This window comes from Planococcus daihaiensis (assembly GCF_049262615.1).
Classification (GTDB): Bacteria; Bacillota; Bacilli; order Bacillales_A; family Planococcaceae; genus Planococcus.
The window spans coordinates 119,606-144,789 of record NZ_CP175504.1; the positions used below are offsets into that span (position 1 = coordinate 119,606).

Sequence of the window (25,184 nt, forward strand, 5' to 3'; positions counted from 1 at the left end):
AATGTAAAGCGCTTTCATCCCTTAATTCCGATGAAATTCGGAAATTTTCGTGTCTTTTCAACATCTCTGCGGATTATTTTGAAGAAATAAAACCAAATTTTTGATTAAGCAAACTGCTCAACTACAGCTGAAATTCCTTTTATGAATTCCTCGTACTGCGGCTGTTCATCCAATTGGGCAGATGAGACGAAGCCACTTGCTGCTGTTTCTTTTTCCCATTGGTATTCGTGGGTTGAAATCCGCGTGGCATTGCCGGTCAGCAATAATTGATATGAATCGCCATGTTTCGTGACCGTACATTTAACCATGCCGCCTGGATTGTAAACTGTCACTTCACCGAATGGCACAATGCCGGCGATACAGCTGACGAGTGCGGAAGCCGTCATCGCCGTGCCGCAGGCGTTGGTGAAACCGACGCCCCGTTCAAATGTGCGGACAAAAATGCCCTGCTCCACTGGGGTGACGTAACTGACGTTTACGCCGTCCCTAAAATAGTCATTGGCGCCATTGAATTTTTCTGCCCAATGCCGTTGGTGGGAACTGTCTTTCTGAATTTCTTCCGGAACAATGCCAATCAGATGCGGATTGGGCACCGCCACCGCAGAAAACAAAATCTCTTCTGAAATTTCCGGAAGCGGCTGCAGAATCATTTCTGTGAGGCCGGCGTATGCCATCGGCAAATCTTCCAGGCGAAATGAAACAGGCGAAATCTCGACCGAATACATGTCAATGCCGTCTTCCAAAGTCTCTTCTTTTTTAACTTTCAAATCAGCTTTCATCGTTTCGATGACAGCTTCCCGAATGCCTTCCTTTTCGCAGACATAGCGGGCGACACAGCGCAAGCCGTTGCCGCACATTGACGCTTCGGAACCGTCACGGTTGAAAACCCGCATTTTGGCATGAGCCCTGTGTGAAGGCAGAATGACGAGCAGCCCATCGACACTGTCGTCGCTGTCGCAAAGTTGCATCGCGAGTTCAGCGTAATCGGTTCTTTCGGGGCCCTCCACCATGTAAAAAGTATTCATCGATCCGTGTACTTTTTCTAAAGCCACTTTCATCTTCATCACTCCATTATCAGCGTTTCTTCGTATGTGCCACAACCAGCTTCGCCATTTCATAAGCCGTTTTCGGCGGTTCTGCGCCGTTCATGTTTTCAATCAGAACTTCTTCGTCCGCTTTTAATTGTTCCATCGCTTTCAGAAATTGTTCGGGGCTTGCTTCTTCCTCTTCCAACACAAGGGCAAAGCCATTTTTTCGGAAAAGTTCCGCATTCAGTATTTGGTCGCCCCTGCTCTTTTGCCTCGAAAGCGGAATCAGCAGCATCGGTTTTTTCAAGGCCAAAAATTCGAAGATGGAATTAGAACCGGCCCGGGATACGACAAAATCAGTCATATGCAAGAGATGGGACAATTCATGTGTGACGTATTCGAATTGGCAATACTGTTCCATTCCTTCCAGTGATTCATCGATATTGCCTTTGCCGCAAAGATGAATCACATTGAACGTCTTGAGCAGATGCGGCAGATTTGTGCGGATAGCCGTATTGATCACTGCCGAACCCTGACTGCCGCCCATCACCATAAGCACCGGCAAATCATTGTCAAAATGGCAGATTTCGCGCCCTTTGGCTGCTGAACCATCCATCAATTCGCTGCGGATAACAGAGCCGGTGCACGTGGATTTCACTTTTGGCACATGCTGCATCGTTTCTTTGAATACGGTGAAAATATGATCCGCGAACGGCATGGCGATTTTATTGGCCAGACCGGGCGTCACATCCGATTCATGGATGATGACGGGAATGCCCATCAGCTTTCCGGCCATCGCAACGGGGACGGACACAAAGCCGCCTTTGGAAAAAATAGCAGCCGGTTTCGTTTTGCGCATGATGATCATCGCCTGTATCAAGCCTGCCACTACCCGGAATGGATCGGTGAAATTCTTCATTGAAAAATAGCGTCTCAATTTGCCGCTGGAGATTGCATGATATTTAATATCCGGATAGGAATCGACGATAAGTTCGTTTTCGATGCCGTTTTTTGAACCGATGTATTCGACATCGTATTCCATACCGGTAATTTCAGGAATTAATGCCTGATTGAGGGAAACATGTCCTGCAGTGCCCCCGCCGGTCAATATAATCGTGCGTTTGCTCATTCTAAATCCTACTTTCATCTGGTTGATTTCATTTGCAATTACGTTCCAGAACCGTTAAGCAGCCTTGGCTTATATGCTATACTAGTCTTTATTTGCCAAATGGCTAGTGCAATTCAGGAGGATGGACCATGTATGAAACGAATACGAAATATGAGAAATTAAATTTACTGGTAAAAATTGTTCTACCGATTTTAATCACACAAGTCGCGATGTATCTGGTGACATTTTTCGATATATACATGACTGCCCGCTATGGTACAGAAGATTTGGCCGGTGTTTCCATCGGTTCGTCGTTCTGGGTTCCGGTATATATCGGACTCGCGGGAATCTTAATGTCCATTACTCCAATTGTAGCACAATTAATGGGTGCCAAGAAAAAAGAACATGTCAAAGAAGCCGTGCAGCAAGGGATTTACCTCGCGATTCTGCTCGCGATGATCGTCTTTGCATTTTTCTTCCTGTTCATCGATCCGCTGCTTGGCTTGATGAATCTTGAACCAGTGGTTGCGGCAGTGGCGGAGAGATATATCTTCTTTATGAGCCTGGGCCTCATTCCACTGTTCGTCTACAATGCACTGCGCTCTTATATTGATGCCCTCGGCGCTACACGCGTCACAATGGTCATCATGCTCTTGTCCGCACCGATCAATGTGTTTTTCAACTATCTTTTCATTTTCGGGAATTTTGGTTTTCCGGAACTCGGAGGCGCAGGCGCAGGCCTTGCTTCGGCCATCACTTATTGGCTCGTGCTGTTGATCGGCGTGGTGATCATCCAGACACAAAGTCCATTTTCAGGCTACCGGATCTTCCGGAATTGGGAAAAAATTTCGATCGTTCGCTGGAAGGAAATCAGCCGTATCGGAGTGCCCATCGGTATTTCCATTTTCGCCGAAACGAGCATCTTCTCAGCTGTGACATTTATGCTGGCGGTGTATGGCACCATTACAATTGCCGCCCACCAGATCGCATTGAACTTCACTTCCCTGCTGTATATGCTGCCGCTCAGCATCTCGATGGGCGCCACCATACTCGTCGGGTATGAAGTGGGTGCCGGACGCTTCAAGGATGCAAAGTTCTACAGCTGGCTCGGAGTATCAACTGCGATTGTCATAAGCTTTGTATCTGCGGGCATCCTGTTCTTCCTGCGCGAACCGATAGCGCAATTGTATTCATCTGATCCCGCAGTTATCGAGCTTGCCGTTCAATTCCTGGTATTCGCTGCGCTGTTCCAATTATCCGATGCCATTCAGGCGCCCGTGCAGGGGGCGCTGCGCGGCTATAAGGACGTCAACATCACGTTCATCATGGCGCTGATCTCCTATTGGGTGATCGGCTTGCCAGTGGGTTACCTGCTCGCCCGGTTCACGGAATACGGTGCGTTCGGCTACTGGATCGGCTTAATCGCCGGATTGACTGCCGGAGCTGTCACTTTGTCCATCCGTTTACTGGCGATCCAGAAACGATATTGATTGTTATTTTTTCATGGAAATAAAAAAACCGCTGGAAAATACCAGCGGCGAAATTGCGGTTCAGTCCAACTGAGCTGCAATTTTTTTATAGGTTTCGATTAATGTCTGCTGCTCATCCGTTTCCAACGGCGCTGCGTTAATCCGTTCCACGGCAAGAGCGAGCTTTTCCGCTGTCGATTTCCGCACGCGGGGATGGGTCAGCTCATCCTTCAATTCGATGGCGATCAACCGCTCCATCTCCTCTTCCGACTCGATCGATGCAGCCGATAGGCGCTGCGGCCAAATCTTTCTGTACGCTTCTATGGTCATAGCAGCTCAATTCCATCAATGCCTTCACCGATTACAACAATCTGCGGCTGCATTTTCATATATTCCGGCAGCCATTGGGCCATGCCATAAGCATATTGGAAAGCATGCGGATATTTATCGCCTTCCAGCGGCACGTAGCCTTTGATCCGGTAAACCGTCTCCGGCAAGTTTCTCAACCACTCATCGAAAACTTCCCGTTTCACCGGTTCAGCAAAGCGCAGCACTCTGGTGTTCAGATTCAGTTTCCCGATTTCCGCTGTTTCAACAGCTGCTTTCGGCCCCGTCGACAAAGTCTCCAATAATTTATAAGGAATTTTGGCTCCTGAAGTCTGGACGATTCGCGCTTCGGCATTTAATCCCTGAATGCCAAAAACCACATCCCCCTGTTCCTTGTCAGACAGCAAATCCATCTTATTCGCCAGAATCAGATCGGCGTGGCGGATCTGTTCAAGAAATAACGAACGGATCTGCGGCGACAGCTGCTCCCTGTCCAACCAGCGTTTGCTGTCAGCAACCGTGACAATGCCCCGGAAATTCAGTTGTTCTGCGAATAAAGGCGAAAAGATTGCGTCGAGCGCTTCAACGGGATGCGCCGCACCCGTCGTCTCGATTAACAGCACATCAAACTCTTCTTCTGCCAGCAAAGTCTGGATTTGCGCTTCGGATTTTTCAGAACCGGTGCAGCAGATGCAGCCGTCCAGCAATTCCTTGAGCGGCACACCGTCTTCCACTTCATCGGAATCGATGGCAAGTTCCCCCAATTCGTTCATGAAAACCGCCGGCTTCAAACCCGCCTCTTTAATCTGAATCAGCATATTCTTCAGCAGCGTCGTTTTGCCGCTGCCCAGAAACCCGCTGAATAAATAAACATCTACCATGTTAGCCCTCCTCGATCTATCGTTACCGAAAGAAAAGGTCCGCTTCCGCGGACCTTTTTGGTTTATTCTGCAGAATCCTCTTCTGTTTCTTCAGCCTCTTCATCTGTTTCCGGTTCAGAAGCTTCGATTCCCGCTTCTTCCATGATCAGATTTTTGGCTTCCAGAAGCATTGGATCTTCTTCTTCAATTTTTGTGCGCAAGGCATCCATCAGAGCGAAAATGCTGTCGCCTGTCAGGATTCCTGTCACTTCGAGTTCCTCATCTTCTTGGAAACTCTCCACTGCTGCAAGCATTTCTTCTTCGAATACACCGTCGACTTCTCCCACTTCATAGCCGAGTGCTACCAGCATTTGTTCAGCTGTCCGCACTTGTTCTGAAATCGTTCCGTCTTTCAGTTCCAGGTCGGCATCAATATATGGAAGGGAAGCATATTCTGGATAAGCGACTTCCACATCCGGTTTGATTCCGTTTTCATGGATCCAATTGCCATCCGGCGTCAACCATTTGGCTGTCGTGAATTTCAAGTTTGAACCGTCTGCCAGGTCATTGGCTGTCTGAACAGTCCCTTTGCCAAAAGTGGTTTCTCCGACAAGTTTGATGCCAGCGGATTCACTCATGGCTCCGGCGAGAATTTCAGAAGCCGATGCACTGCCGCCATCAATCAATAAGGTGACAGGAATTTTGACTTTATTGCCTTCAGTGGCCAAGTAAATTTCAGGTTCCAGACCTTTTGCCTGCACTTCAAACATCTCTTCTCCATCTTCAATGAACAGATTGGAGATATCGAGTGCGGATTCCAACAGGCCACCCGGATTTTGGCGGACATCGATGACCATTGCTTCCATGCCTTCTGCTTCCATATCAGCAATGGCTGTCTGCAATTCGGTGTACGTGTCCTGAGAGAAACTGGTGATTTGGATATGGGCGACATTATCACCAATCATTTCCGAGTAGACTGTTTCGATCGGAATTTCGTCCCGAACAATTGTAACGTCGATCGGATCCTGCATCTCACCACGCATGATCGTTAAAGTGACTTCTGTCCCTTTTTCGCCACGGATGAGCATGACCGCTTCAGTCGTGCTGAAGCCTTGGATGCTGTCACCATCAACTGCGACGATCTGATCATTCGGCTGAATTCCGGCTTTTTCAGCCGGTGAATTCTTGATCGGCGAAACAATGGTGATATAACCGTTGCGTTCCTGTACTTCAGCACCGATTCCTTCGAAGCTGGAAGAGATTCCTTCCATGAATTGCGATGCTTCCTCTTCATTCATATAATCCGAATAAGGATCTCCAAGCGAGTCAACCATGCCGTTAATGGCACCGTTGATCAATTCTTCTCTGTCCACATCTTCATAATATTTGTTTTGAATTTCATCATATGCGGTATAGAGTTTCTGGAATTCCCGTCGTTCCGGCGAATTCACTTCAACCGCTTTTTCATCACCGAATGTCAAAGCGAAAACTGTTAATCCTGCAGTTGCAAGTATCAGCACAACCACCATCATAATGAAGGAAAAGGTTTTCAGCCGGACGTAATGGCCTTTCGATTCTTCTGTTGGAGGCAATTGCTCATTTTCCTCTTCTGGACGTTTTTCATCCATGATATTTCACCACTTTCGTAATTTCCGGCAAATCAAAACTCTTTGGCCAGACTTCAGTATTCGAAAAAAAGACTGTTGGGACAGTCTTTTTTTGATTGCGTAAAATTAATTTAGTCCTGGATTGCCGCATCCAAAGCAACGACGATCATGTCATTGAAAGTGGTTTGGCGTTCTTCAGCAGTTGTCACTTCGCCAGTCAGCAAATGATCGCTTACTGTCAGGATTGATAACGCCTGTGCACCAAATTTGGCAGCCAGTGTATACAAAGCCGATGATTCCATTTCGAGAGCCAACACGCCGTATTGCGCCCATTTTTCATGCTCTGCATGGTCGTTATAGAAGACATCTTCAGTGAATACATTACCGACGCGCAAGTTCAGGCCTTTTTCTACGCCTGCATTATAAGCATTCAGCAATAAGCTGAAATCTGCTGTCGGAGCAAATGTTACATTGCCAAAAATGATTGAATTCATGTTTGAATCTGTTGAAGCGCTCTGTGCCAGAATCACGTCACGGACTTTCACATCTTTGTGGATGGAACCGCAAGTACCAACGCGAATCAGTTTTTTTACATCATACTCTTGCATTAATTCAGTTGCGTAGATCGAAATGGAAGGAACTCCCATTCCTGTTCCCTGTACCGAAATGCGTTTGCCTTTATATGTGCCGGTATACCCGAACATATTTCTCACTTCGTTATACAAAGTTACATCTTCCAAAAACGTTTCCGCGATGTACTTCGCGCGAAGCGGGTCTCCTGGAAGAAGAATCGTATCGGCGATTTCGCCTTTTTTTGCGTTAATATGAACACTCATGATAAAACCTCACTTTATTTTAGTCGTATTAATCATACTGTTTTTTGCCATTGAGTGCAATGAAGAGCATTATTGGCTCGAGTACTCGAGCCACATTTCGTCGAAAGTGGAAGCTTTCATGACAGGATGTGCCCGCTCTTCCAGATACCTCGAAATCTTTTCAAAATCTTTTGTGGCCTTTGGAAAGGCATGGTCTAAGAACATCGCATCCGCAAATCGGGAAAAGTCATCCTCGTTCGTTTTTCCGCGATAGGTCAATGCAAAATGATAAAATGAACGGTCCATAACGATCGCATCCATCCTTTCAGTGAAATTTAAAAGCCCCGGACATCCCGCCCGGGGCAATGTGGTTATTGTCAGCTTAGCTGATTTTCTGGCTTCATGCAAAAGTTAATCCGATGTTATTCAAAAAGCTCCTTGTACTCCGGATAGCCTTCTTTTTCAAGATCTTCCTTTGGCACAAAGCGAAGTGCGGCGGAATTGATGCAATAGCGCAAGCCGCCCATTTCTGATGGACCGTCCGGAAACAGATGGCCCAGATGCGAGTCGGCGGATGCAGATCGCACTTCTGTCCGGCGCATGCCGTGGCTCGTGTCAAAGCTTTCTTTGACTTCTTCCGATTCGATCGGTTTAGCAAAACTCGGCCAGCCGCAATGCGCATCGAATTTATCTTTCGAACTGAATAACGGTTTTCCGGAAACGATATCCACATAGATGCCGTCTTCGAAATGCTGGTCGTATTCCCCCTGGAAAGGCGGCTCGGTGCCACTTTCCTGCGTTACATGATATTGCATCGGCGTCAATTTGTTTTTTAATTCGTCCTTCATTATTGTCCACCCCAATTTTTTTGAATAAAAGCGGCTCTGCCGGATCCGACAGAATAGCGCTCATAATGCGCAGGATTTTTCTTGTAATAATCCTGGTGATAGATTTCAGCCAGATAGAAAGGTTTGGCTTCCAGAATCGGAGTGACGACCGGTTTATCAAACTTGCCGGACGCTTCCAATTGCTGTTTGGATTTCTCCGCTGCATCACGCTGCTCCGCTGTATGGTAAAAGATTGCCGGAGCGTACGAAGAGCCGCGGTCAAAAAATTGTCCTCCGCCATCTGTCGGATCAATTTGTGTCCAAAAAACGTCCAATAATTTTTCGTATGGATAAATTTCCGGTTGGAATACAATTTCAACCGCCTCTTTGTGTCCGGTCAGATTCGTACATACTTGTTCATATGTCGGGTTCTCCAAATCTCCGCCGGTATAGCCGCTGACAATCGATTCGATGCCAGGCAGGCTGTCGAAAGGTTTTACCATACACCAAAAGCAGCCGCCGGCAAATGTAGCCTTTTCTGTCTTCATATTTACTCCCCCTCTTTCTATTGGCTGATAGTCACGCGCAACCTGATGTCGTCTTCTTCCAGATTAAACGATTCCGCTCTTACGCTGATTCCATCATCCAAGGAAATATCTGACAGCCGTAAAAGAATTTCTTCCGCTCCAGGATTCACTTCCATAAACTCGGGCAACTCCACTGAATCCCGCAATAATTTTAAAGCGGATTCAGGTGGAATATCGAGCAGGCCGACATTGACTGATTTTTGCTCCAGCAACAGATTGCCGTCTTCCTGTACATGGGGTTCAAATTTCAGCAGGATGGGCAATGTCATCGAAAACACCTGCAATTCAGTGGACAGTGAAACATCGTCATCCACTGATAATCTCAGAGGAATCGGCTGGTCTTTCATTGCATCCTGAATATACGTATTCGCAATGCCTTCAAAATCGGCCTTGGAAGTTCTCACGGTCACCGTATTCCCATCAACATAAGCTCTTTTTTCCGCTTCATAACTGATATAATCCTTATCGGGAATGGTGATAAAGAACAGGAATCCGATAAAAGCCACAATATTAACAGCCAATAATACGATGAATGCTGACCGCCATTTTTTCATTTACCTCAACCCCTGTCTTCGAAAATCAAACCGCATTCTCCCATGCGCTCCAAGATCCGTTCTGTCATCAATTCATAGCCCTTGCCATTGGGATGAAAGAAATCCGTATGATAAACAAGATTATCATTGCCTTCAAACAGATCCATTACCGGCACGAAGCATGCCTGGGGATCTTCCGCCAGAGTTTCTTCCATCGCACTGTTATAAGCCGCCATGATTTCATCAAATTCTTGTATTTCATCCGTTATCAACGAAAACGGGTTGTAAACCCCCACCATAATAAGTGGTGCATTCGGATTCATCGATCGAATTGTGGAATAAATATTCTGGTAGCGATTCTCATATAGGAGCAATTCTTCGGAGAATGCAGAAAGATTTAAATTGAAGAGGTCCCTTTTTACAATCCGCATAATATCATTGCCGCCGATTGTCATGAGAATATAATCCGCTTCTGTCACCGGTCCGGTCAATTCACCTTTTTGAAACATCGATAATAATTGATCGCTTCGCCGGCCACGCTTTGCTGTATTTTCTATGGCAGCACCCGTGACGCCTGGCCAATCCCGGATTTCAGATGTCAGTCTTCCGACATAACCGCCTCTATTTCCTTCATCTCCCACACCTTGCGATAAAGAATCACCGAGTGCGGTGATGATCAAAGCTTGAGGAACAAAGTTCGGCGGAACCTGATAACCGGAAAATGCCGTCTGCTGCCGGGGTACTGCTTCATCATTGCCAAAAATAAAAGAGGAACTGCATCCCGCTAATACAACTGTGGCCAACCATACGATTAAGAGGATGCGTTTCACTCTTTTCTCTCCTTTACTGTTATGAGAACTGCAGACATCTATTTATTCGGTGTAGAACATAAAACCGATGGCCCCAATGCCCGTATGAGTTGAAATTACAGGGGTCGTGAAATCGAATTTGATATCCTTGAAGCCTGATTCAATTATACGCTTCTTTAGCGGTTCAGCCATTGCTAAACCATCCGCATGGACCAATCCGACGCCTTTGACGATTTTTCCTTTTGTCCGTTCAATAAAATCTTCAAACAGATAGTCGACAACTTTTTTATGACTGCGGGCTTTCGCGACTGGCGTATATTCGCCATCATCCAGTGAAGCAATCGGTTTGATCTTAAGGAAAGACCCGACCAGCGCTCGCCCTTTTCCGATACGGCCGCCTTTAACAAGATTGTCCAAGGTGTCTACTACCACATATAATTTGGTCTTATTTCTGATTTCATCGACTTTGGCAACAATTTCTTCCATTGTCTTTCCTTCTTTCGCCATTTTAGCGGCTTCCAAGACCTGGAAAGAAAGTGCATAAGAAATATACCGCGAGTCGATCACTGTAACATCTGTATCGGTCAATTCGGCAGCAGCACGTGCCGATTCAACGGTGCCGCTCATGCCGCCCGTCATATGAATTGATAAGACCTGATCTCCATCTTTCCCAAGTTCATCATATAATTCTTTGAAAATACCTGGAGCTGGCTGTGAGCTTTTTGGCAATTCCTCTGAATTTGCCATCAAAGCCAGAAACGACTCGGGTTCAAGATCAACGCGGTCCAAATACGTCTTGTCACCGATTTGAATGGATAACGGCACCATGTGCACGTCATAGCTCTTTAAAACTTCCGGACGCAGATCCGATGTCGAATCTGTCACAATATGAATCCTTGACATGCCATCACTTCCTTCTTCTGATATACCTTTTAGCTATCTTTTCTTATATACCTTATTCCCTATTCTAAAAACTTAATGAATCCATAGCAACTAATATGTTCAGCTCAAAACGTTTCAGCTAAGCCAGACAGTCCTAAGTTCATGAAAATTCCACTACTTCTCCAACGCCTGTTCGATGGTATTCCGGACTAATAGAATCCCTTCTTTGGAAGGCAATGTGGAATACTTAGCCGGCATGATCGGCTCGAGAATCTGCAGTTTCACTTTCGCAGCCCTGATTTTATTGTTATTTTTTTCCATTATGTCAGCTGTTCCTTTTATCGCAATTGGCACAATCGGCACTCCTGCGTCAGTAGCAATGCGCATAAAACCTGCTTTAAATTCCCCAAGGCCTTCGCCTTTGCTGCGTGTCCCTTCAGGAAAAATCAGGATGGAATGCCCTTCTTTCAGTTTTTGAGCAGTATCACTGATCGACTTCAAAGCACTTCTGCGATCGGTGCGGTCGATGAAAACACAATTCATATCTTCCATATATACCGGAATGACGGGAAGCTTTTTCACTTCTGTTTTCGAGATGAAGCCGAACGGTTTCGGAATGCTCGAAAGGATTACGGGAATATCAAAATTCCCTTCATGATTGCTCACCAGCAGGGCAGGTCCTTCCGGCAAGAAATGGAGACCTTCTACCGATACTTCGCTTTTGGTGCGCCGCATGATTTCCGTTGCCCACTTGCTGGGCTCCGTATGGATCAACTTATCATATTCTTCTACTGAAAGGTGGGGCTTTTTCTTTTGAAAACTTTTAAGCTTCACTGCAGCGACCGGCAAATACCCAAATAGAAAAGAGAAAGTTTTGATTGAGCTAAGCACGTGAAGTTCCTCCGTCTTTTCGCTCAAAGATCAAATAACTGAAAGGAATTTCACCCGATTGAAAGCGTTGGGATTCTGACACGAGCTCCCAATCCGCCCCGTATTCAGGAAAGAAAGTATCCCCTTCAAATTCTTTGTGGATCAATGTGATGTACAGGCGATCAGCCTGCGGGAGGATGCTCCTGAAAATCTGTTCGCCTCCAATGATCATCACTTCTTCATGCATTTCTTCAGCCAGCCGCACGGCATCTTCCAAAGAATGGACGATGTCCGTTCCTTCAATCTGCAAATCTTCCTTCCGGCTGACCACTATATTTCTTCTTTTCGGCAATGGGCGGCCGATGGACTCATACGTATTGCGGCCCATCACAATCCCTTTGCCGACAGTGTGTTTCTTAAAATAAGCCAGATCCTCAGGAATATGCCACGGCAATTGATTATCTTTTCCTATTACAAGATTGGGATCATGGGCAACCATCAATGAAATCATTTCTATTTCCCCCTAGACAGCAACGGGTGCTGATATTCGTGGATGCGGATCATAGCCTTCGAGGCTGATATCATTCAATGTCAAATCGAAAATCGATTCCACATTTTCATTTATTTTCAATGTCGGCAGCTCTTTCGGCGTACGGCTAAGCTGCTCGTTCACTTGCTCCAGATGGTTGACATACAAATGGGTGTCTCCTGTCGTATGCACAAAATCACCGACTTCAAGGCCGCATTCTTTTGCAATTAAATGCGTCAACAACGCGTAGGAAGCGATATTGAACGGCACGCCGAGAAACACATCCGCGCTGCGCTGATACAGCTGGCACGATAATTTGCCGTCAGCTACGTAAAATTGAAACATGATGTGGCACGGCGGCAAAGCCATATCGTCGACAAATTCGGGATTCCAGGCGGTTACAAGATGGCGTCTGGAGTCCGGATTTTTTTTAATGGATTGAATGACGTTTTTCAGTTGATCAATTGTGCCACCGGTCGTCGTCTGCCATGAACGCCATTGTTTGCCGTAGACAGGCCCCAAATCTCCGTACTTTTCAGCAAACGATGGATCTTCAAGCAGGCGCACCTGGAATTTCGCCATTTCGTGTTTATATAGAGCGGCAAATTGTTCGTCCTTTTGGGCGCGGCGTCCGAAATCGGTCATATCCGGTCCGTCATACTCTTTACTGGAAACCCACTGGCCAAAAGCCCATTCGTCCCATATATGATTGTTATCTTCAAGTAAGGTTTTAACATTCGTATCGCCATTGATAAACCACAGAAGCTCAGACACAATCAGGCGGAATGCTGTTTTCTTCGTCGTCATCAGCGGAAAACCTTCCGCAAGATCATAACGCATCTGGTAACCGAACACACTCAGCGTCCCGGTACCCGTTCGATCATCTTTTTTCGTCCCGTTCTCAAGTATATGCTCACATAGATCCAAATATTGTTTCATCTAATTCGCCTCCATTATAAGATTCATCATAACAAAAAGAATAACAAAAAAACCGTTATAAATATAACGGTTTTTAAGAAAGCCATTTCGGCGGAGTATTTTTGGACCAATAGATATCGCCCAAAGTGATATGCTGCTGAAAATCATCTTCCTCCAGATGGTAATGGAAATTGAAATAATAGCCTTCCATCGGCTTTTTCTCAGTTCTTACGTGGAAGCGGATTTTGTCCTTATTGGTTTCTGTATCAAAAATATGGAAAATCTTTTCCGAATGGTCGCCCGAAGGCTTCTGGGAAATGGCAAGCCTGCGCAAGCTGTCGTTATCCACCTGAGCCAGATGCAAATCGATCGCCTGTTGGATATTCGGCAAAATGGCCGTCTTGAATTCATCTTCGATCACCGGACCGATGCGTGAACCGAACTTCATATACGCCTGTTGCTCTGCAGTCTCGTGGACCGTGTCCAGAATCGAGGACGTATTATAATAGAACTCCGATGGATCAAGCCAATCATATGTAATTTGAGTATTCCGACTTTTATCGGCATGGGTTTTGAGTTCCGTCTTCTCCTCAAGCAGATTTTCCCAGATCGTGTGGTTGGGAGGTATCATACCGAGACTCAAGACTGCTACTGCGACCACAAGCGATTTTCGCCACCAATTTTTCATCACAATCACCTTCAATTTCGACAATTTGTGTACACCTGGTCGTTATTTAGACGAATTATATTGGTAAAGGTTTCATCTTCTTGATTTTCATTGTACAATAAAAACAGCAAATACGCGCTGTTTTTTGAAAAAGGAGGAAATATTTTATGGATACATCAATCCTTATTGGCCTAGGTCTCCTGCTAATGCTAGTGTACTTAACATCTTTAAGCTTTACTGACTAAAATTTCCAACAAAATAGAGCCGTCCCTAGGTTAAATTAGGGGCGGCTCTATTTATTTTGCGCTACCGGAAACGGCTCTTATTTAATGGAAAAAGTTGCCGACTCCTTGTATATCTTGTTGCCATCCAAAGTGATTGTAATAACCGCTTTGTATTGAACTTTTTCCAATTCCTTTGTGCCAAGATTGAAGATGTATTGCTCATCTTTTGAATCATAGCGGAACAAGTTGCCAACGGACGCGCCAGATGTTGAAGTTACTTGAATTTCGCCATCTTCAGCTGTATCCGAAACTTTGACCAGGTGAATCGTAGCCGATGCATCCTGCACATAATTGCTGCCGTCAAAGATCTGGAATTTCACTGGCACGGTTCTGTTTTTCTGGAACACGTTTTTTCCATCTGCTTTAAACGGTTGCAGGACACCGCTGAAATCATACACATGGTACGACATTGTGTAGCTGGCGGAATTTCCGGCCTGGTCTGTTGCCGTGACAGTAACCGTTTGTTTGCCGGTTTTAGATGTATCCAGTTTGACCGTTTCAACGCTGATATTTTCGTCGAAATTATCGGCAATGACCGGTATCACATCTACATCCTGTCCAGTCAGGAAGCGCTGTCCATCGAACAAGCCCTGTAATCCGCTGAAAGTCGGTGCAGTATTATCAACAACATATGAAATGAACGCTGTTGTTTTATTGCCTGCTGCATCTACGGCCTCCACAGACAATTCGTGCTTGCCTTCCGCCGTTTCCAACGGGTCACCTTGAACAGAAATGAGATGTGTGTCAGAAGCCGTGTAGTAGTTTTCATGGCCTGTAACTGCCGCTTCCAATGATGCAGAAGTATAATGTTTCCCTTCAACCAGCTGGAAAGTAATTTCCGGATTTGTATCATCCACCGTATAAGTTACAGCAGCGGAAGAGCTATTGCCCGCGAGATCTGTTGCCGTAACAGTGGCAGTGAAAGTTCCATCAGTTCCTGTTTCCAGCTGATCCGCTGTGGCCTGTACAGTTTCGTTGCTGTTGTCAGAAACAGCATAATACTGCCCAAAATCATTCAGGTATTGCGATGTGTAAACGCCATTTTCAGCCAAGTCGATCTGGATCACCGGGGCGGTGTTGTCGACATGATAGGAAATGGTTTTGGCGGTTACATTGCCTGCCTGGTCTGTCGCCGTCACTGTGTAATCATGCGTTCCTTCTTCATAGACAAATTCGCTTGCGCTGTCGGAAGCCGGATTGGCGTCAACCACTGAATAGGGTTTTTCAACCAGCGCATCAAGATACGAAGCTGTGTAGAATCCGCCGTCCTTCAGAACAGATTCATCGAATAGGATGGCAGGCGGCGTGTTGTCGACGATATAGTTCACGGAAACCTCTGTCGTATTGCCTGCTTTATCGATTGCTGTCACTGTCGCCGTATGGGCGCCATCAGTTGTAGCCAGTTTGTCCGCATCGACTCCTTCTAAATTCGCATCCGTAGCTGACCAATATTGACCCAGTGCTTCGAGTGATCCCAGGTTATAATATTTACCTTCTTCCAAAGTTACCGAAACTTCCGGATCGGTATTGTCGATTGTGTAGTCTGCTGTTGCTGAATTGGCGTTTTTAGCCAAATCCGATGCGCTTACAGTCAGACTGTTTTGGCCTTCTGCAAAGCTCACGCCCGAATCTTCAATGGAACCTTCATCCAGGTTTTCATCTTCGACTGTGTAATAAGGGTCAAATGCTGTGAAATCTTCTGTTGTATAAAAACCTCCGTCATTGAATTGGAAAGCAATCGTCGGTTTCGTATTGTCCACTGTATATTCGATTGTTTTTTCTGATGAATTCCCGGCTTTGTCGACTGCTTTAATTACGGCAGTCTGCGGTCCTTCTGTCAGAACCAATTCGCTGGCAATGACGCTTTCATCTTTAAGGTTCAAATCTGAAACTTCGTAATAAACCCCGAGAGACTGGAGCGTTTCCGCATTGTAATAGCCGCCGTTGACCAAAACTGACGTGATTTCCGGAGATGTGTTGTCCACTGTATACGTTACAAAAGCCTCCCCGATATTGCCGACAACATCCGTTGCGGCAACGGTTGCCGTGTGTGTTCCTTCGGTTTCTTTATTCCAGCCGAGGATGTTCGTTGTGAAAGAATGGGTTTCGTCCACTGTGAACTTCAACTGATCCGGTAAGTCTGCAGAATTATAGAATCCGCCGTCTGCTGGTTCACTGATGGATACAACAGGAGCGGTATCATCCACGGTATAGGAAACTGTGCCTGTTGTGCTGTTACCAGCTGCATCCATAAGAGTAACCTCTAATACATGTGTTCCTTCCGTTTTGTTAAAGGAATCTGCAACAACGCTAGTCAGTTTGTTGTTATCAGAAGCCGAAAAATAAGTTTCAGGAAGATCTGAAGACTTGTAAAATGCTCCCTCTTCCACATTGAACACCAATTCTGGTGCTGAATTATCCACTGTATAAGATACAGTTTCAACGCTTCTGTTGCCGGCTTTGTCCATAGCTGAAACGGAGAATGTGTGAGTTCCTTCAGCTGTCTCGAATGAAGATACTGTGGTGCTTGCTTCATCCAAATTAGTATCTTCTATTGAATAGAAGTCTGCCAGATTTTCAAGATATGCTGATTGGTAGAAACCGCCATTCGCCAATTTTTCCGCATCGAACTGAATCGTTGGTGATGTCGTATCCACAACATAGCTCACCGTTTTTCCCGTGACATTTCCTGCTTTGTCCTGAGCCGTTACGACGGCTGTATAATTGCCATCCGCCGAACCGAAGCCAGTGGCGTCCGAACTGAACAAGTTGAGGTCGCTGACGGTATAGAATTCACCGACCGCTGCCAGGGCAGATTCGTTGTAATAAAAACCATCAATCAAATTGAAAGTTACTTCTGGCTTGGTATCGTCAATAGTGTAGCTTGCTGAAGCGCTGTTGGAATTTCCCGCCTGATCGGCTGCTGATACAGTGACCGTTTGTGTACCTTCAGCCAATCCAGCGTCAGAAGCAGTTATTGAATTGCTGTCCAAATTGCTGTCTGTCACTTCAAAATACGGGTTGAACTTCTGGAAATTATCAGAAGTGTAGAATCCGCCATCCTGGAACTGGAATGTGATGGCTGGTGATTCGTTATCGATCATATAAGAAATGACTTTGTCGCTTTGGTTGCCTGCTTTGTCAGCAGCAACAATTTTCACGCTCTGTTCACCGTCTTCCAGCGAAAGTGGGTCACCAAAGAATGATTCAAGATTGCTGTCGGAAACTGTATAATAACTGTCCACCAAATCTTCCAACGATGCAGAATTATAAACTCCGCCGTCTTCAATTTGGGTGGTGATTGTTGGTGGTGTGTCATCCACTGTATATGTTACGGATGCGCTGCCCAAATTTTCATGGGCATCTGTCGCGGAAACCGTCAGCAAATGAGTTCCTTCGCTCTTGCTCCATCCGCTGATACTGCTATCGTAGCCGCTTTCATCTGTAACAGTGAAAGCTGGCTCGTCCGGCAACTCCGCAGAATTATAAAAACCACCGTCGGCCGGATTTGTAATGTTCACGACTGGTGCAGTGGTATCGCTTGGGAGGACTCGCACAGATATCTTATCTGATTGGTAGTTTTCGAGTTTATGGTTGCCATTACCGGTATTTGTTATAACTGTGTTTACCTGCAACTCATAGGTTCCAGGATTCGCATTTCCTATGTTAATGGTACCTTCAACAATAGATTCGAAACTGGCTCCTTCAAATGAAACAGATTTCGGTACTGAGGAAGATACATGATCACCTTGGATTTCAAATAGACTATCAACACTAATGGTTCCTTTAGTGTTGTTGTGATGAGCATTACTATAGGACAGAAGAATATTGATTTTTGTTGTTTCTCCTTTTTTCAATTCAATAACTTTGTCTGTAGTCACCTGAAATTCCGGGACAACAACCAATTCATATGCAATCGCCGAAATTGTCGTCAACACGCCCGAAAGCATTAAAATCATTAACACAGCAAACAATCTAACCGCTTTTTTCCCCATTCTATCTCCTCCTTCTACTGAATAAAACTTGTCGTTGCAATTGGCATAAATCGCTGCAAAACCATTTCCCCAGGCAAATCACTCCTTATAGTTTTTTAAAAACAACATATCAATACTATTGAACTAGTCTAATAGTAGTGCATGCGGTCTTAAAAATGATTATAGCATTAACTTTATCTAATAAATAGATAATTCAGATTACTTAGATATTAATATTTTCCTATTATGTTTGATTTTCTATTAATACACACGTATAAATGCCTAGATATTTACTAAACAACGAAAAAATCCCCAACAAAGAGCCACGAGCTCCTTGTTGGGGCAATAATTAGTTATTCAATGAGATCACCGGAAGACTTATTTAACCTGATGACTCCGTAATGGAATTTCGTATTCGGGCGGACGCGCCGGGTAAAACCGAATTTCTCAAAATCCTGTGAGCGGAAATGGGCTTTTAACACGACCGCTTTTTTCGCAGCCCGTTTCGCTGCCTCCACCCATTCTTCCGTCAGCTGCCCCATATGGGCGCTGCTGCGAATCGGGGAAAAGTTTGAAGCTTCTGTAATTTCCTCTGTGAACATCGGGTCCATGTAAATGACGTCGAAAGAATTCTCCTCCAGCGCTTTTAAATACGCGATGGAATCTCCCGCCTGCACCTGAATTCGTTTCATGGCCTCCGTCAAATGGGGCATGGAATTATAGCGCTGAAGGCCTGTGCCGATGACATAGGCGATATTCGGGTTGCTTTCACAGCCGACGACTTTCCCTTCCGCACCGACATGCTGTGAAGCCGTGATGGCATCGGATGCCATCCCCATGGTGCAGTCCAAAAAGCTGTCCCCTTCACTCAAGCCGGAAACTTCGATAAGCGGATCGGATGACAATGGACGTTTCGTCCGGAAAGCCGCTGAATTCGGGTGAAAAAAGAACGGCTCCGCTTTACCCATCGGATAAAGCTCAAGCCGTTCGTTTATTGCCACCAGAATATCCGCTTGTTCATCGGCATGCATCTTCTCGATCGAACGTTTATTGCGGACAATAAATGGGATATCCAATTCCTCAGCAATCCTTTCGGCCTCTGCAAGTATTTTTGCAGTCGGCCGGTATGCTGATGTGACAATCGTTTTCATTATTCTGCAACCTGTTCCAGTGCCTGGACAAGGTTGTCACGGATCTCTTCGACTGAATGGTCTTCAATCTGCTCGCGCGGAATGAAATACGCAAGCTGTCCGTCTTTCAAAACAGCGATTGACGGCGAAGATGGCAGCACGTCTTCAAAATAACTGCGCATCTGTGCAGTCGCTTCTTTATCCTGTCCGGCAAACACCGTCACTAAATGATCCGGTTTTGCTGCCGTTTTGTTCAAAGCTTCAATAACTCCAGGACGTGCTAACCCTGCGGCACAGCCGCACACTGAATTGATGACCGCCAACGTGGTGCCGCCAGCCTCACTGATATGGCCATTTACGTCTTCCGCTGTCAGTAATTCCTTGAAACCTTGTTCCGTCAGTTCTTTGCGCATTGGTACGACAATGCCTTTCATATACTCATCGTATGCATTCATATCGTCTACCACCTTTATTTTTTAATCACACTCCCATTATAACAGGGAGTTCCCTGATTCCATTCTAACGGAAACTAAAGGTGATTTCATGCAAAACAGGCTATTCGTATTTCGGGTATTCATTATTAATGAAATCGAGAAGCGCTCCGAATTGTTTTGCGTCATACCATTCGTACGGCACCTGCTGATCGACATTGCCGTCTTCTTTGACTTTCAGGCTGGTCGCTGATAATTGCAAAATGCTGGCGTCATCGACTTCATCACCCTTTTCCGTGATCGCGTGCTCCCGGAAAAGGTCCATTATTTTTTTGAACAATTCATCACGCGCCGCTTCGTCCTTAAACTCCCACGATTCATATTTCCCTTGGCTGAGTATTTCGATTGAAAATATGTTCCCCTCCATTTTAATTCCTCCTCAACAGATTTAACAAAATAATAGCTGTTTTAGTTGCTAATACCTCTTTCGAAGCTCATGGAAACATTCAGGGAGCATTTATGGCCGTAAAAAAACCAGCGGCTCCCATTGCCGCTGGCTGTCATAGATCTATTCGAATTATTTTTGATCTTTCATCGCCTGGCGTGCTTCGGTCATCTGTTTCCAGACAGAACCTTCCGCTTCTTCACCTTGTTCGATTCTGGCAATCGCCATTTTCACTTGAAGTTTCACTTCAAACTCCGGATCGTTTTCAGCTTCATGAAGCGCAGGCAGCGCCGCTTCTGTTCCTGTTTCGTATAAGAACATCGCAGCCCGCCAGCGAACCAGTTTGTTTTTATCTTTTAATGTTTCCATCATTATCGGCTCGAATTCTTCAAAGCCCAAATCGCTGATTGTGTCACCGGCAGTACGGCGAACCGCCCAACTCTTGTCCTTCATTGCCCGTTCGATAAACGGCACCACCGCTTTGTCCCCGATGTCACCAAGGTAAATCGCAGCCTGGCGGCGGATGGACATTTTTTCATCATCCAGCGCTTTATCCAATAATGGCAGATCATCCAGATCGGCTTCAATCATCTGATCGAGCAATTGGAAGCGCGTTTCCCATTCAGGCACGTCAAATTCCTCAGCCGTCACTTTGCGGCCGCGGGACACGGCTTCCTGTTTTTCAGCATCTTTTGTTTGCGTCAAAGCATCAAGGCGTTCCTGCGGATAAGCGGCTTCGATTTCTTCGACGACGCTATTGCCGATTTCATCTTTTTCTCCGTACCTTACACCGTAATCAGCCCATTTGCGCTGCAGCAGGTAGTTTTCTTCAGTCGGGTCCATGACAATGCTCATTGCGGTGACAAAACGCTCCGGCATGCCAAAACGTTCCTCGGAGCTATTGTCAAAAACTTTTACCTGCAATGGAATCCCTTTGAATTCCTGCACGTGGACATAAACTTCCCCGTAATGTTCATCCAGCTCAATTTCCGGATCCTTGTTTTCACTGTCTTCGCCGAGCGCCCGTCTGACGTCCGCCAAAATATTTTCCCAGCCAAATTTGGCTATGCGCTCCACTGCCAGAAAATCGGCTACGTGGTAAACGCCTTTTACGCCTTCGATCGACAGGATATTGCGGATTTCTTTAGGTGCGTCTTCTTTTTTGTCCTGGCTGTAATTATGGCTCTTCCCAAATGGCAATTCCTGATCTATTATCACTTTCATCGTATTCGGGCTTGGTGTCGGTTCAATCGCTTTGATCTTCACTAAAATCCCTCCTATTAAATGAAAATCTCCAGTAGCCGATATTCCGCAAAACAGCTTCGAAGATATTAGCCGACGCTTGCGAGGCTAAGTCTTTGCGACGAAGCAGCGCAGCGATGCAGGAGCACGGTTTTTATACCTAGCTAAGTTAGTGTACCAACAGAGTGGATCTTGCACTTCGTCGGCATTCGCCTGCTCCCCATGGCGTCTTCGCTGTTTTGCTCCATATCTCTAGAGAATTCTCTTGCGACGAGCTCGTGCAGGAGCATAATCTTTACCCTTGTCCAAAGCGTCGAAGCGTTCTATTTATGCTAATTCTAAAATTCACTCTTTGAAAGTTTATCCTTCAGCAATTTCCTGCAGGTACGTCCAGCGGTCCAGCTTTGTGTCGTATTGTTCCTTCAGTTCATCGACTTCCGCCGTCAGTTTGCGCAGTTTGTCGTAATCTGCTCCAGCTGCTGCGATATCATTTTCACGTTCCTCAATTTTCGATTCCAATGAAGAAATGTCTTCCAGAATCGTATCGAATTCCTGCTGTTCTTTATAAGTCATTTTCTTTTTCGGTTCGTTCTTTGGTTTTTCCGGCGTCAATGCTTCCACCGGGATTTTATTGTCCTCTGTCACTGGACTTGGTTTTTCTTTAATGAATTCTGAATAGAGACCCTGGTATTCTTCAATTTTGCCTGTGCCGGTCGTCCACAGTTTATGGGCAATCCGGTCAAGGAAGAAACGGTCATGCGAAATTGTCAGCACGACACCCGGAAATTGTTCAAGGAAATCTTCCAGCACACCCAAAGTCTGAATGTCGAGGTCGTTCGTCGGCTCATCCAACAGCAGGATATTCGGTTGTTCCATCAATAATTTCAGTAGATACAGACGCTTGCGCTCTCCGCCGGACAATTTGCCGATTTGCGTGCCGTGGCCGTTTGACGGGAACAGGAAGCGCTCGAGCATTTGCGTTGCGGACAGACGAACCCCTTTTTCAGCTTCGTAATCATTGGAAATTTCCTGGATATATTCAATCATCCGCTGGGATTCATTCATTTCCGGCAAATGCTGAGTGAAATGGGCAATCTTGACCGTGCTGCCGTATTCGAGCTTGCCTTCCGTCGGTTCGTATTCCCCGGCGATCAATTTCATCAGCGTGGATTTCCCCGCTCCGTTCGGGCCAACGATTCCTATGCGGTCCCCGCCCTGCAAGAGGAAGTCAAAACCGCTGAAAATCTGTTTGTCGCCAAACGCCATGCCGACGTTTTCGCCTTCAATGATTTTCTTGCCGAGTCGCTGGCTTTGCATCGACAATTCAAGCGATGTATGGTCATTTTCTTTCTGGACATTTTCTTTTATTTCGTCAAAACGCTGAATCCGCGCTTTCTGTTTGGTCGACCGGGCTTTGGCGCCGCGGCGGATCCACTTCAGTTCCGAGCGGAAACGGTTTTCAAGTTTATGCTGAGAAGCGGCCGCCATTTCTTCACGCACGGCACGATTTTCCAAATAATCTCCATAATTCCCTTTATGTGTATACATGGTCTGGTCAGCGATTTCAAAAATATGCGTTGAAACGGCATCCAGGAAATAGCGGTCATGCGTTACAAACAGCATAGCCGAATTCATCCGCAGCAACGTTTCCTGCAGCCATTCAGTGGAAATGGCATCGAGATGGTTGGTCGGTTCATCCAGCAGGATCAAATCAGCCGGTTCGATCAGCGCTTTGGCAAGTGCCACACGCTTACGCTGGCCGCCAGACAATTCACCGATCGATTTGTCGAACATATCAATGCCGAGTTTCATCAGCGCCGTTTTGGCCAGCGCATTGATGTCCCAGGCATTTTCACGTTCCATGCCTTCCTGGATTTTCATCAATTCATCCTGAAGTTCCGTGGAACTGGAATCCGTCATCATGTTTTTCAACGCTTGTTCGTACGAGCGGTTTAATTGAAGAATCGGGGATTCCCCCGAGAAAACCGTTTCCAGTACAGTCAGCGATTCATCAAATTCCGGATCTTGTTTTAAATAGGTGATTTCATACTTTTTCGGGTGATCCATCGAAGCCGAATCCGCTTCCATCTCGCCTGCAATTATCGACATAAGCGTCGACTTTCCGGTTCCGTTGACGCCAATCAAGCCGGCGCGGTCTCCCGGGTACAATGAAAATTCAACATTTTTGAATAAAGTTTTTGCTCCAACCGTTTTGGTCAGTTTCGTCATATTTAAGTGGCTCATGCATTACCATCCGTTTCTTTTTTGAGTTGCTCTAAAAAGGATAGCATAAATTGATGGCGTTCATCAGCTATTTGCTTCCCTGTTTCCGTAGTCATCTTGTTTTTCAACAGCAATAGCTTCTCATAAAAGTGAGTTGCGCTGCTGGTCGGTTTGTTTCGATATTCCTCTTCGCTCATGTGGTTTCGCGGTTTTTCAGCCCAGTCATACAGTTTGCGCCCTTTTGCTCCGCCGTAGGCAAAAGCCCGTGCTATTCCCACGGCGCCGATCGCGTCCAGCCGGTCGGCATCCTGGACGATTTTCGCTTCCATGCTGGACGGTGCTTCCCCGTTGCCGCCCTTGAAAGAGACCTGGCGGATGATTTCCGTGATTTGCGACTTCGCTGTTTCTGAAAGCCCGAGAGATTCCAGAATTTCTTTTTCTGGATCTTCCCCTTGCTTTTTGTATTTGGGATCCGACACATCATGCAGCAGAACTGCCAGTTCCACAATTATAGCATCTGCCGGTTCCCGCTCCATAATCCGCTCTGCATTGCCAAGAACCCGTTCAATATGCTGCCAATCGTGGCTGGCATCGAACGTATCATAAATTGCTTTGACTTGTGTTCTGCATTTGTCGATTATCTGCTCTGTCATTTGTCCGCTCCTCCAGCTTTCGATCTATATAAGTTAAACTTTAGAATTTGCAAAAATAGGACGCTTCGGCGGCTATGACAATGCCACCGCTCAACCCTGTGGCGTGATGGCGCTCAGAGAACTTCCTAGAGATATGGAGCAAAACAGCGAAGACGCCATGGGGACCAAGCGAAGTGCTGAGATCCACTCGGGCGAAGTGAAACGAGACCGAGTTAGCTCAGCGCGAGCCCCCAGGCAAGCGAAGCTGTTTTGCGGAATATCGGCTTCGCTAACTTATCACTTCACTTTATCTAGTAATATCCCTCTTCTTTCAAAGGTGAAATTGACGATTTGGCGGGCTTCCTGTATAGTATAAGCCATCCATTAATACTATATTAATGGTACCACGAAAGTACTCAATACCGAGGGGGAACGTGCATGCACCAGGGAATAGTGAAATGGTTTAACACGGAAAAGGGTTATGGTTTTATTGAGTATAATGATGGAGACGACGTCTTCGTCCACTTTACCGGTATACAAGGTGAAGGCTTTCGCACTTTGCTGGAAGGAAAACCCGTCTCATTCGAGATTATTGATGGAAATCGTGGTCCACAAGCCGCAAACGTAATTCAGCTGGACTCAGAATAAAAATCTCTATTATAATGAAGAAATGCAAAAAGCAGGATCGGCCGAGCCGATTCTGCTTTTTATTTATTGGTGCCGATTTTATTTAATTCGCTGCCCAAAAACTGAAGCTGTGTGCCAATCGTGCAATTGCTGATGCAGAATCTGTGAGCAGCGGTTTTGCCCTGCTCTTTCCGTAATTGTGTTCTGACAAAACAGCCTTCGCAATAGGATGCCAGCATTTCATCTATTTCATTGATAATTGATAATTTGTCCACTTGCTCACCTCTTGTAAATTGCCGTTTCATCATTTTACTACGTGTTTGTTTTTTATACCAACAATAGTTATACTATCTAGGGATA

The 25,184-nt window shown here is 45.9% G+C and carries 26 protein-coding genes; 2 read left to right on the forward strand and 24 right to left on the reverse strand.

From position 1 onward, the window contains the following. Window positions 1–104 precede the first annotated feature (104 nt). Both dapF and DHX103_RS00590 read right to left on the reverse strand, forming a co-directional pair. A complete protein-coding gene (dapF, locus tag DHX103_RS00585) occupies window positions 105–1,058 on the reverse strand; it encodes a diaminopimelate epimerase (RefSeq protein ID WP_422123342.1) in 954 nt (317 codons plus the stop codon). Window positions 1,059–1,074: 16 nt separating this feature from the next. Further along, entirely contained in the window at window positions 1,075–2,157 is a 1,083-nt protein-coding gene (locus tag DHX103_RS00590) for an undecaprenyldiphospho-muramoylpentapeptide beta-N-acetylglucosaminyltransferase (protein WP_422123343.1), read from the reverse strand. A gap of 128 nt (window positions 2,158–2,285) precedes the next feature. Between DHX103_RS00590 and DHX103_RS00595 the strand changes: the two genes are divergently transcribed. Continuing rightward, window positions 2,286–3,626 (forward strand): MATE family efflux transporter, encoded by a 1,341-nt coding sequence (locus DHX103_RS00595; protein WP_422123344.1) that lies wholly within the window; start codon window positions 2,286–2,288, stop codon window positions 3,624–3,626. Between the two features lie 60 nt (window positions 3,627–3,686). Here DHX103_RS00595 and DHX103_RS00600 read toward each other — a convergent pair whose 3' ends face one another. From DHX103_RS00600 to DHX103_RS00700, 21 genes are all read right to left on the reverse strand, one after another. Continuing rightward, window positions 3,687–3,935, reverse strand: a complete 249-nt coding sequence (locus DHX103_RS00600) for a hypothetical protein (protein WP_422123345.1) — start codon at window positions 3,933–3,935, stop codon at window positions 3,687–3,689. Next, window positions 3,932–4,813 carry a CobW family GTP-binding protein gene (locus tag DHX103_RS00605; protein ID WP_422123346.1) on the reverse strand — a complete coding sequence of 294 codons (882 nt, stop codon included), beginning with the start codon at window positions 4,811–4,813 and terminating at the stop codon, window positions 3,932–3,934. The genes DHX103_RS00600 and DHX103_RS00605 overlap by 4 nt, the downstream gene beginning before the upstream one ends. 62 nt (window positions 4,814–4,875) lie before the next feature. Then, window positions 4,876–6,420: a S41 family peptidase gene (locus DHX103_RS00610; RefSeq protein ID WP_422123347.1), complete on the reverse strand. Its 1,545-nt coding sequence runs from the start codon at window positions 6,418–6,420 to the stop codon at window positions 4,876–4,878. 110 nt (window positions 6,421–6,530) lie between these two features. Then, the gene (deoD, locus tag DHX103_RS00615) at window positions 6,531–7,235 is read right to left on the reverse strand and encodes a purine-nucleoside phosphorylase (protein WP_422123348.1); all 705 of its coding nucleotides are present in this window, start codon (window positions 7,233–7,235) and stop codon (window positions 6,531–6,533) included. A gap of 69 nt (window positions 7,236–7,304) precedes the next feature. Further along, window positions 7,305–7,520, reverse strand: a complete 216-nt coding sequence (locus DHX103_RS00620) for a YozE family protein (protein ID WP_422123349.1) — start codon at window positions 7,518–7,520, stop codon at window positions 7,305–7,307. A gap of 116 nt (window positions 7,521–7,636) precedes the next feature. Beyond that, window positions 7,637–8,062 carry a peptide-methionine (R)-S-oxide reductase MsrB gene (gene msrB, locus DHX103_RS00625; protein WP_422123350.1) on the reverse strand — a complete coding sequence of 142 codons (426 nt, stop codon included), beginning with the start codon at window positions 8,060–8,062 and terminating at the stop codon, window positions 7,637–7,639. Further along, complete coding sequence (gene msrA, locus DHX103_RS00630) at window positions 8,062–8,589, reverse strand: peptide-methionine (S)-S-oxide reductase MsrA (RefSeq protein WP_422123351.1); 528 nt, start codon at window positions 8,587–8,589, stop codon at window positions 8,062–8,064. The genes msrB and msrA overlap by 1 nt, the downstream gene beginning before the upstream one ends. A gap of 17 nt (window positions 8,590–8,606) precedes the next feature. Next, window positions 8,607–9,182 (reverse strand): YpmS family protein, encoded by a 576-nt coding sequence (locus DHX103_RS00635; protein WP_422123352.1) that lies wholly within the window; start codon window positions 9,180–9,182, stop codon window positions 8,607–8,609. A gap of 5 nt (window positions 9,183–9,187) precedes the next feature. Further along, the gene (locus DHX103_RS00640; RefSeq protein WP_422123353.1) at window positions 9,188–9,991 is read right to left on the reverse strand and encodes a GDSL-type esterase/lipase family protein; all 804 of its coding nucleotides are present in this window, start codon (window positions 9,989–9,991) and stop codon (window positions 9,188–9,190) included. A 42-nt stretch (window positions 9,992–10,033) separates the two neighbouring features. Further along, window positions 10,034–10,873, reverse strand: coding sequence for a DegV family protein (locus DHX103_RS00645; protein WP_422123354.1), 840 nt, complete (start codon window positions 10,871–10,873; stop codon window positions 10,034–10,036). Between the two features lie 153 nt (window positions 10,874–11,026). Further along, on the reverse strand, window positions 11,027–11,743 hold the full coding sequence (locus DHX103_RS00650) for a lysophospholipid acyltransferase family protein (protein ID WP_422123355.1): 717 nt from the start codon (window positions 11,741–11,743) through the stop codon (window positions 11,027–11,029). Beyond that, a complete protein-coding gene (locus tag DHX103_RS00655) occupies window positions 11,736–12,233 on the reverse strand; it encodes a dihydrofolate reductase (protein ID WP_422123356.1) in 498 nt (165 codons plus the stop codon). The genes DHX103_RS00650 and DHX103_RS00655 overlap by 8 nt, the downstream gene beginning before the upstream one ends. 12 nt (window positions 12,234–12,245) lie before the next feature. Continuing rightward, window positions 12,246–13,190 carry a thymidylate synthase gene (locus DHX103_RS00660; protein ID WP_422123357.1) on the reverse strand — a complete coding sequence of 315 codons (945 nt, stop codon included), beginning with the start codon at window positions 13,188–13,190 and terminating at the stop codon, window positions 12,246–12,248. Between the two features lie 73 nt (window positions 13,191–13,263). Beyond that, entirely contained in the window at window positions 13,264–13,857 is a 594-nt protein-coding gene (locus DHX103_RS00665; RefSeq protein ID WP_422124695.1) for a YpjP family protein, read from the reverse strand. 301 nt (window positions 13,858–14,158) lie between these two features. Next, complete coding sequence (locus tag DHX103_RS00670) at window positions 14,159–18,115, reverse strand: PxKF domain-containing protein (protein WP_422123358.1); 3,957 nt, start codon at window positions 18,113–18,115, stop codon at window positions 14,159–14,161. 332 nt (window positions 18,116–18,447) lie between these two features. Then, window positions 18,448–19,245 (reverse strand): class I SAM-dependent methyltransferase, encoded by a 798-nt coding sequence (locus DHX103_RS00675; RefSeq protein ID WP_422123359.1) that lies wholly within the window; start codon window positions 19,243–19,245, stop codon window positions 18,448–18,450. Then, window positions 19,245–19,679 carry a BrxA/BrxB family bacilliredoxin gene (locus tag DHX103_RS00680; protein ID WP_422123360.1) on the reverse strand — a complete coding sequence of 145 codons (435 nt, stop codon included), beginning with the start codon at window positions 19,677–19,679 and terminating at the stop codon, window positions 19,245–19,247. The genes DHX103_RS00675 and DHX103_RS00680 overlap by 1 nt, the downstream gene beginning before the upstream one ends. 100 nt (window positions 19,680–19,779) lie before the next feature. Further along, entirely contained in the window at window positions 19,780–20,082 is a 303-nt protein-coding gene (locus DHX103_RS00685; RefSeq protein ID WP_422123361.1) for a hypothetical protein, read from the reverse strand. 150 nt (window positions 20,083–20,232) lie between these two features. Beyond that, window positions 20,233–21,366, reverse strand: coding sequence for a conserved virulence factor C family protein (locus DHX103_RS00690; RefSeq protein ID WP_422123362.1), 1,134 nt, complete (start codon window positions 21,364–21,366; stop codon window positions 20,233–20,235). A gap of 336 nt (window positions 21,367–21,702) precedes the next feature. Next, window positions 21,703–23,586 carry an ABC-F family ATP-binding cassette domain-containing protein gene (locus tag DHX103_RS00695; protein ID WP_422123363.1) on the reverse strand — a complete coding sequence of 628 codons (1,884 nt, stop codon included), beginning with the start codon at window positions 23,584–23,586 and terminating at the stop codon, window positions 21,703–21,705. Further along, window positions 23,583–24,218, reverse strand: coding sequence for an HD domain-containing protein (locus tag DHX103_RS00700; protein ID WP_422123364.1), 636 nt, complete (start codon window positions 24,216–24,218; stop codon window positions 23,583–23,585). Before DHX103_RS00700 ends, DHX103_RS00695 begins: the two co-directional genes overlap by 4 nt. A gap of 417 nt (window positions 24,219–24,635) precedes the next feature. On the opposite strand from DHX103_RS00700, the gene DHX103_RS00705 reads away from it, so the two are divergent. Then, the gene (locus tag DHX103_RS00705) at window positions 24,636–24,845 is read left to right on the forward strand and encodes a cold shock domain-containing protein (RefSeq protein WP_422123365.1); all 210 of its coding nucleotides are present in this window, start codon (window positions 24,636–24,638) and stop codon (window positions 24,843–24,845) included. Window positions 24,846–24,904: 59 nt separating this feature from the next. Here DHX103_RS00705 and DHX103_RS00710 read toward each other — a convergent pair whose 3' ends face one another. Then, complete coding sequence (locus tag DHX103_RS00710) at window positions 24,905–25,099, reverse strand: zinc-finger domain-containing protein (protein WP_422123366.1); 195 nt, start codon at window positions 25,097–25,099, stop codon at window positions 24,905–24,907. Window positions 25,100–25,184 lie beyond the last annotated feature (85 nt).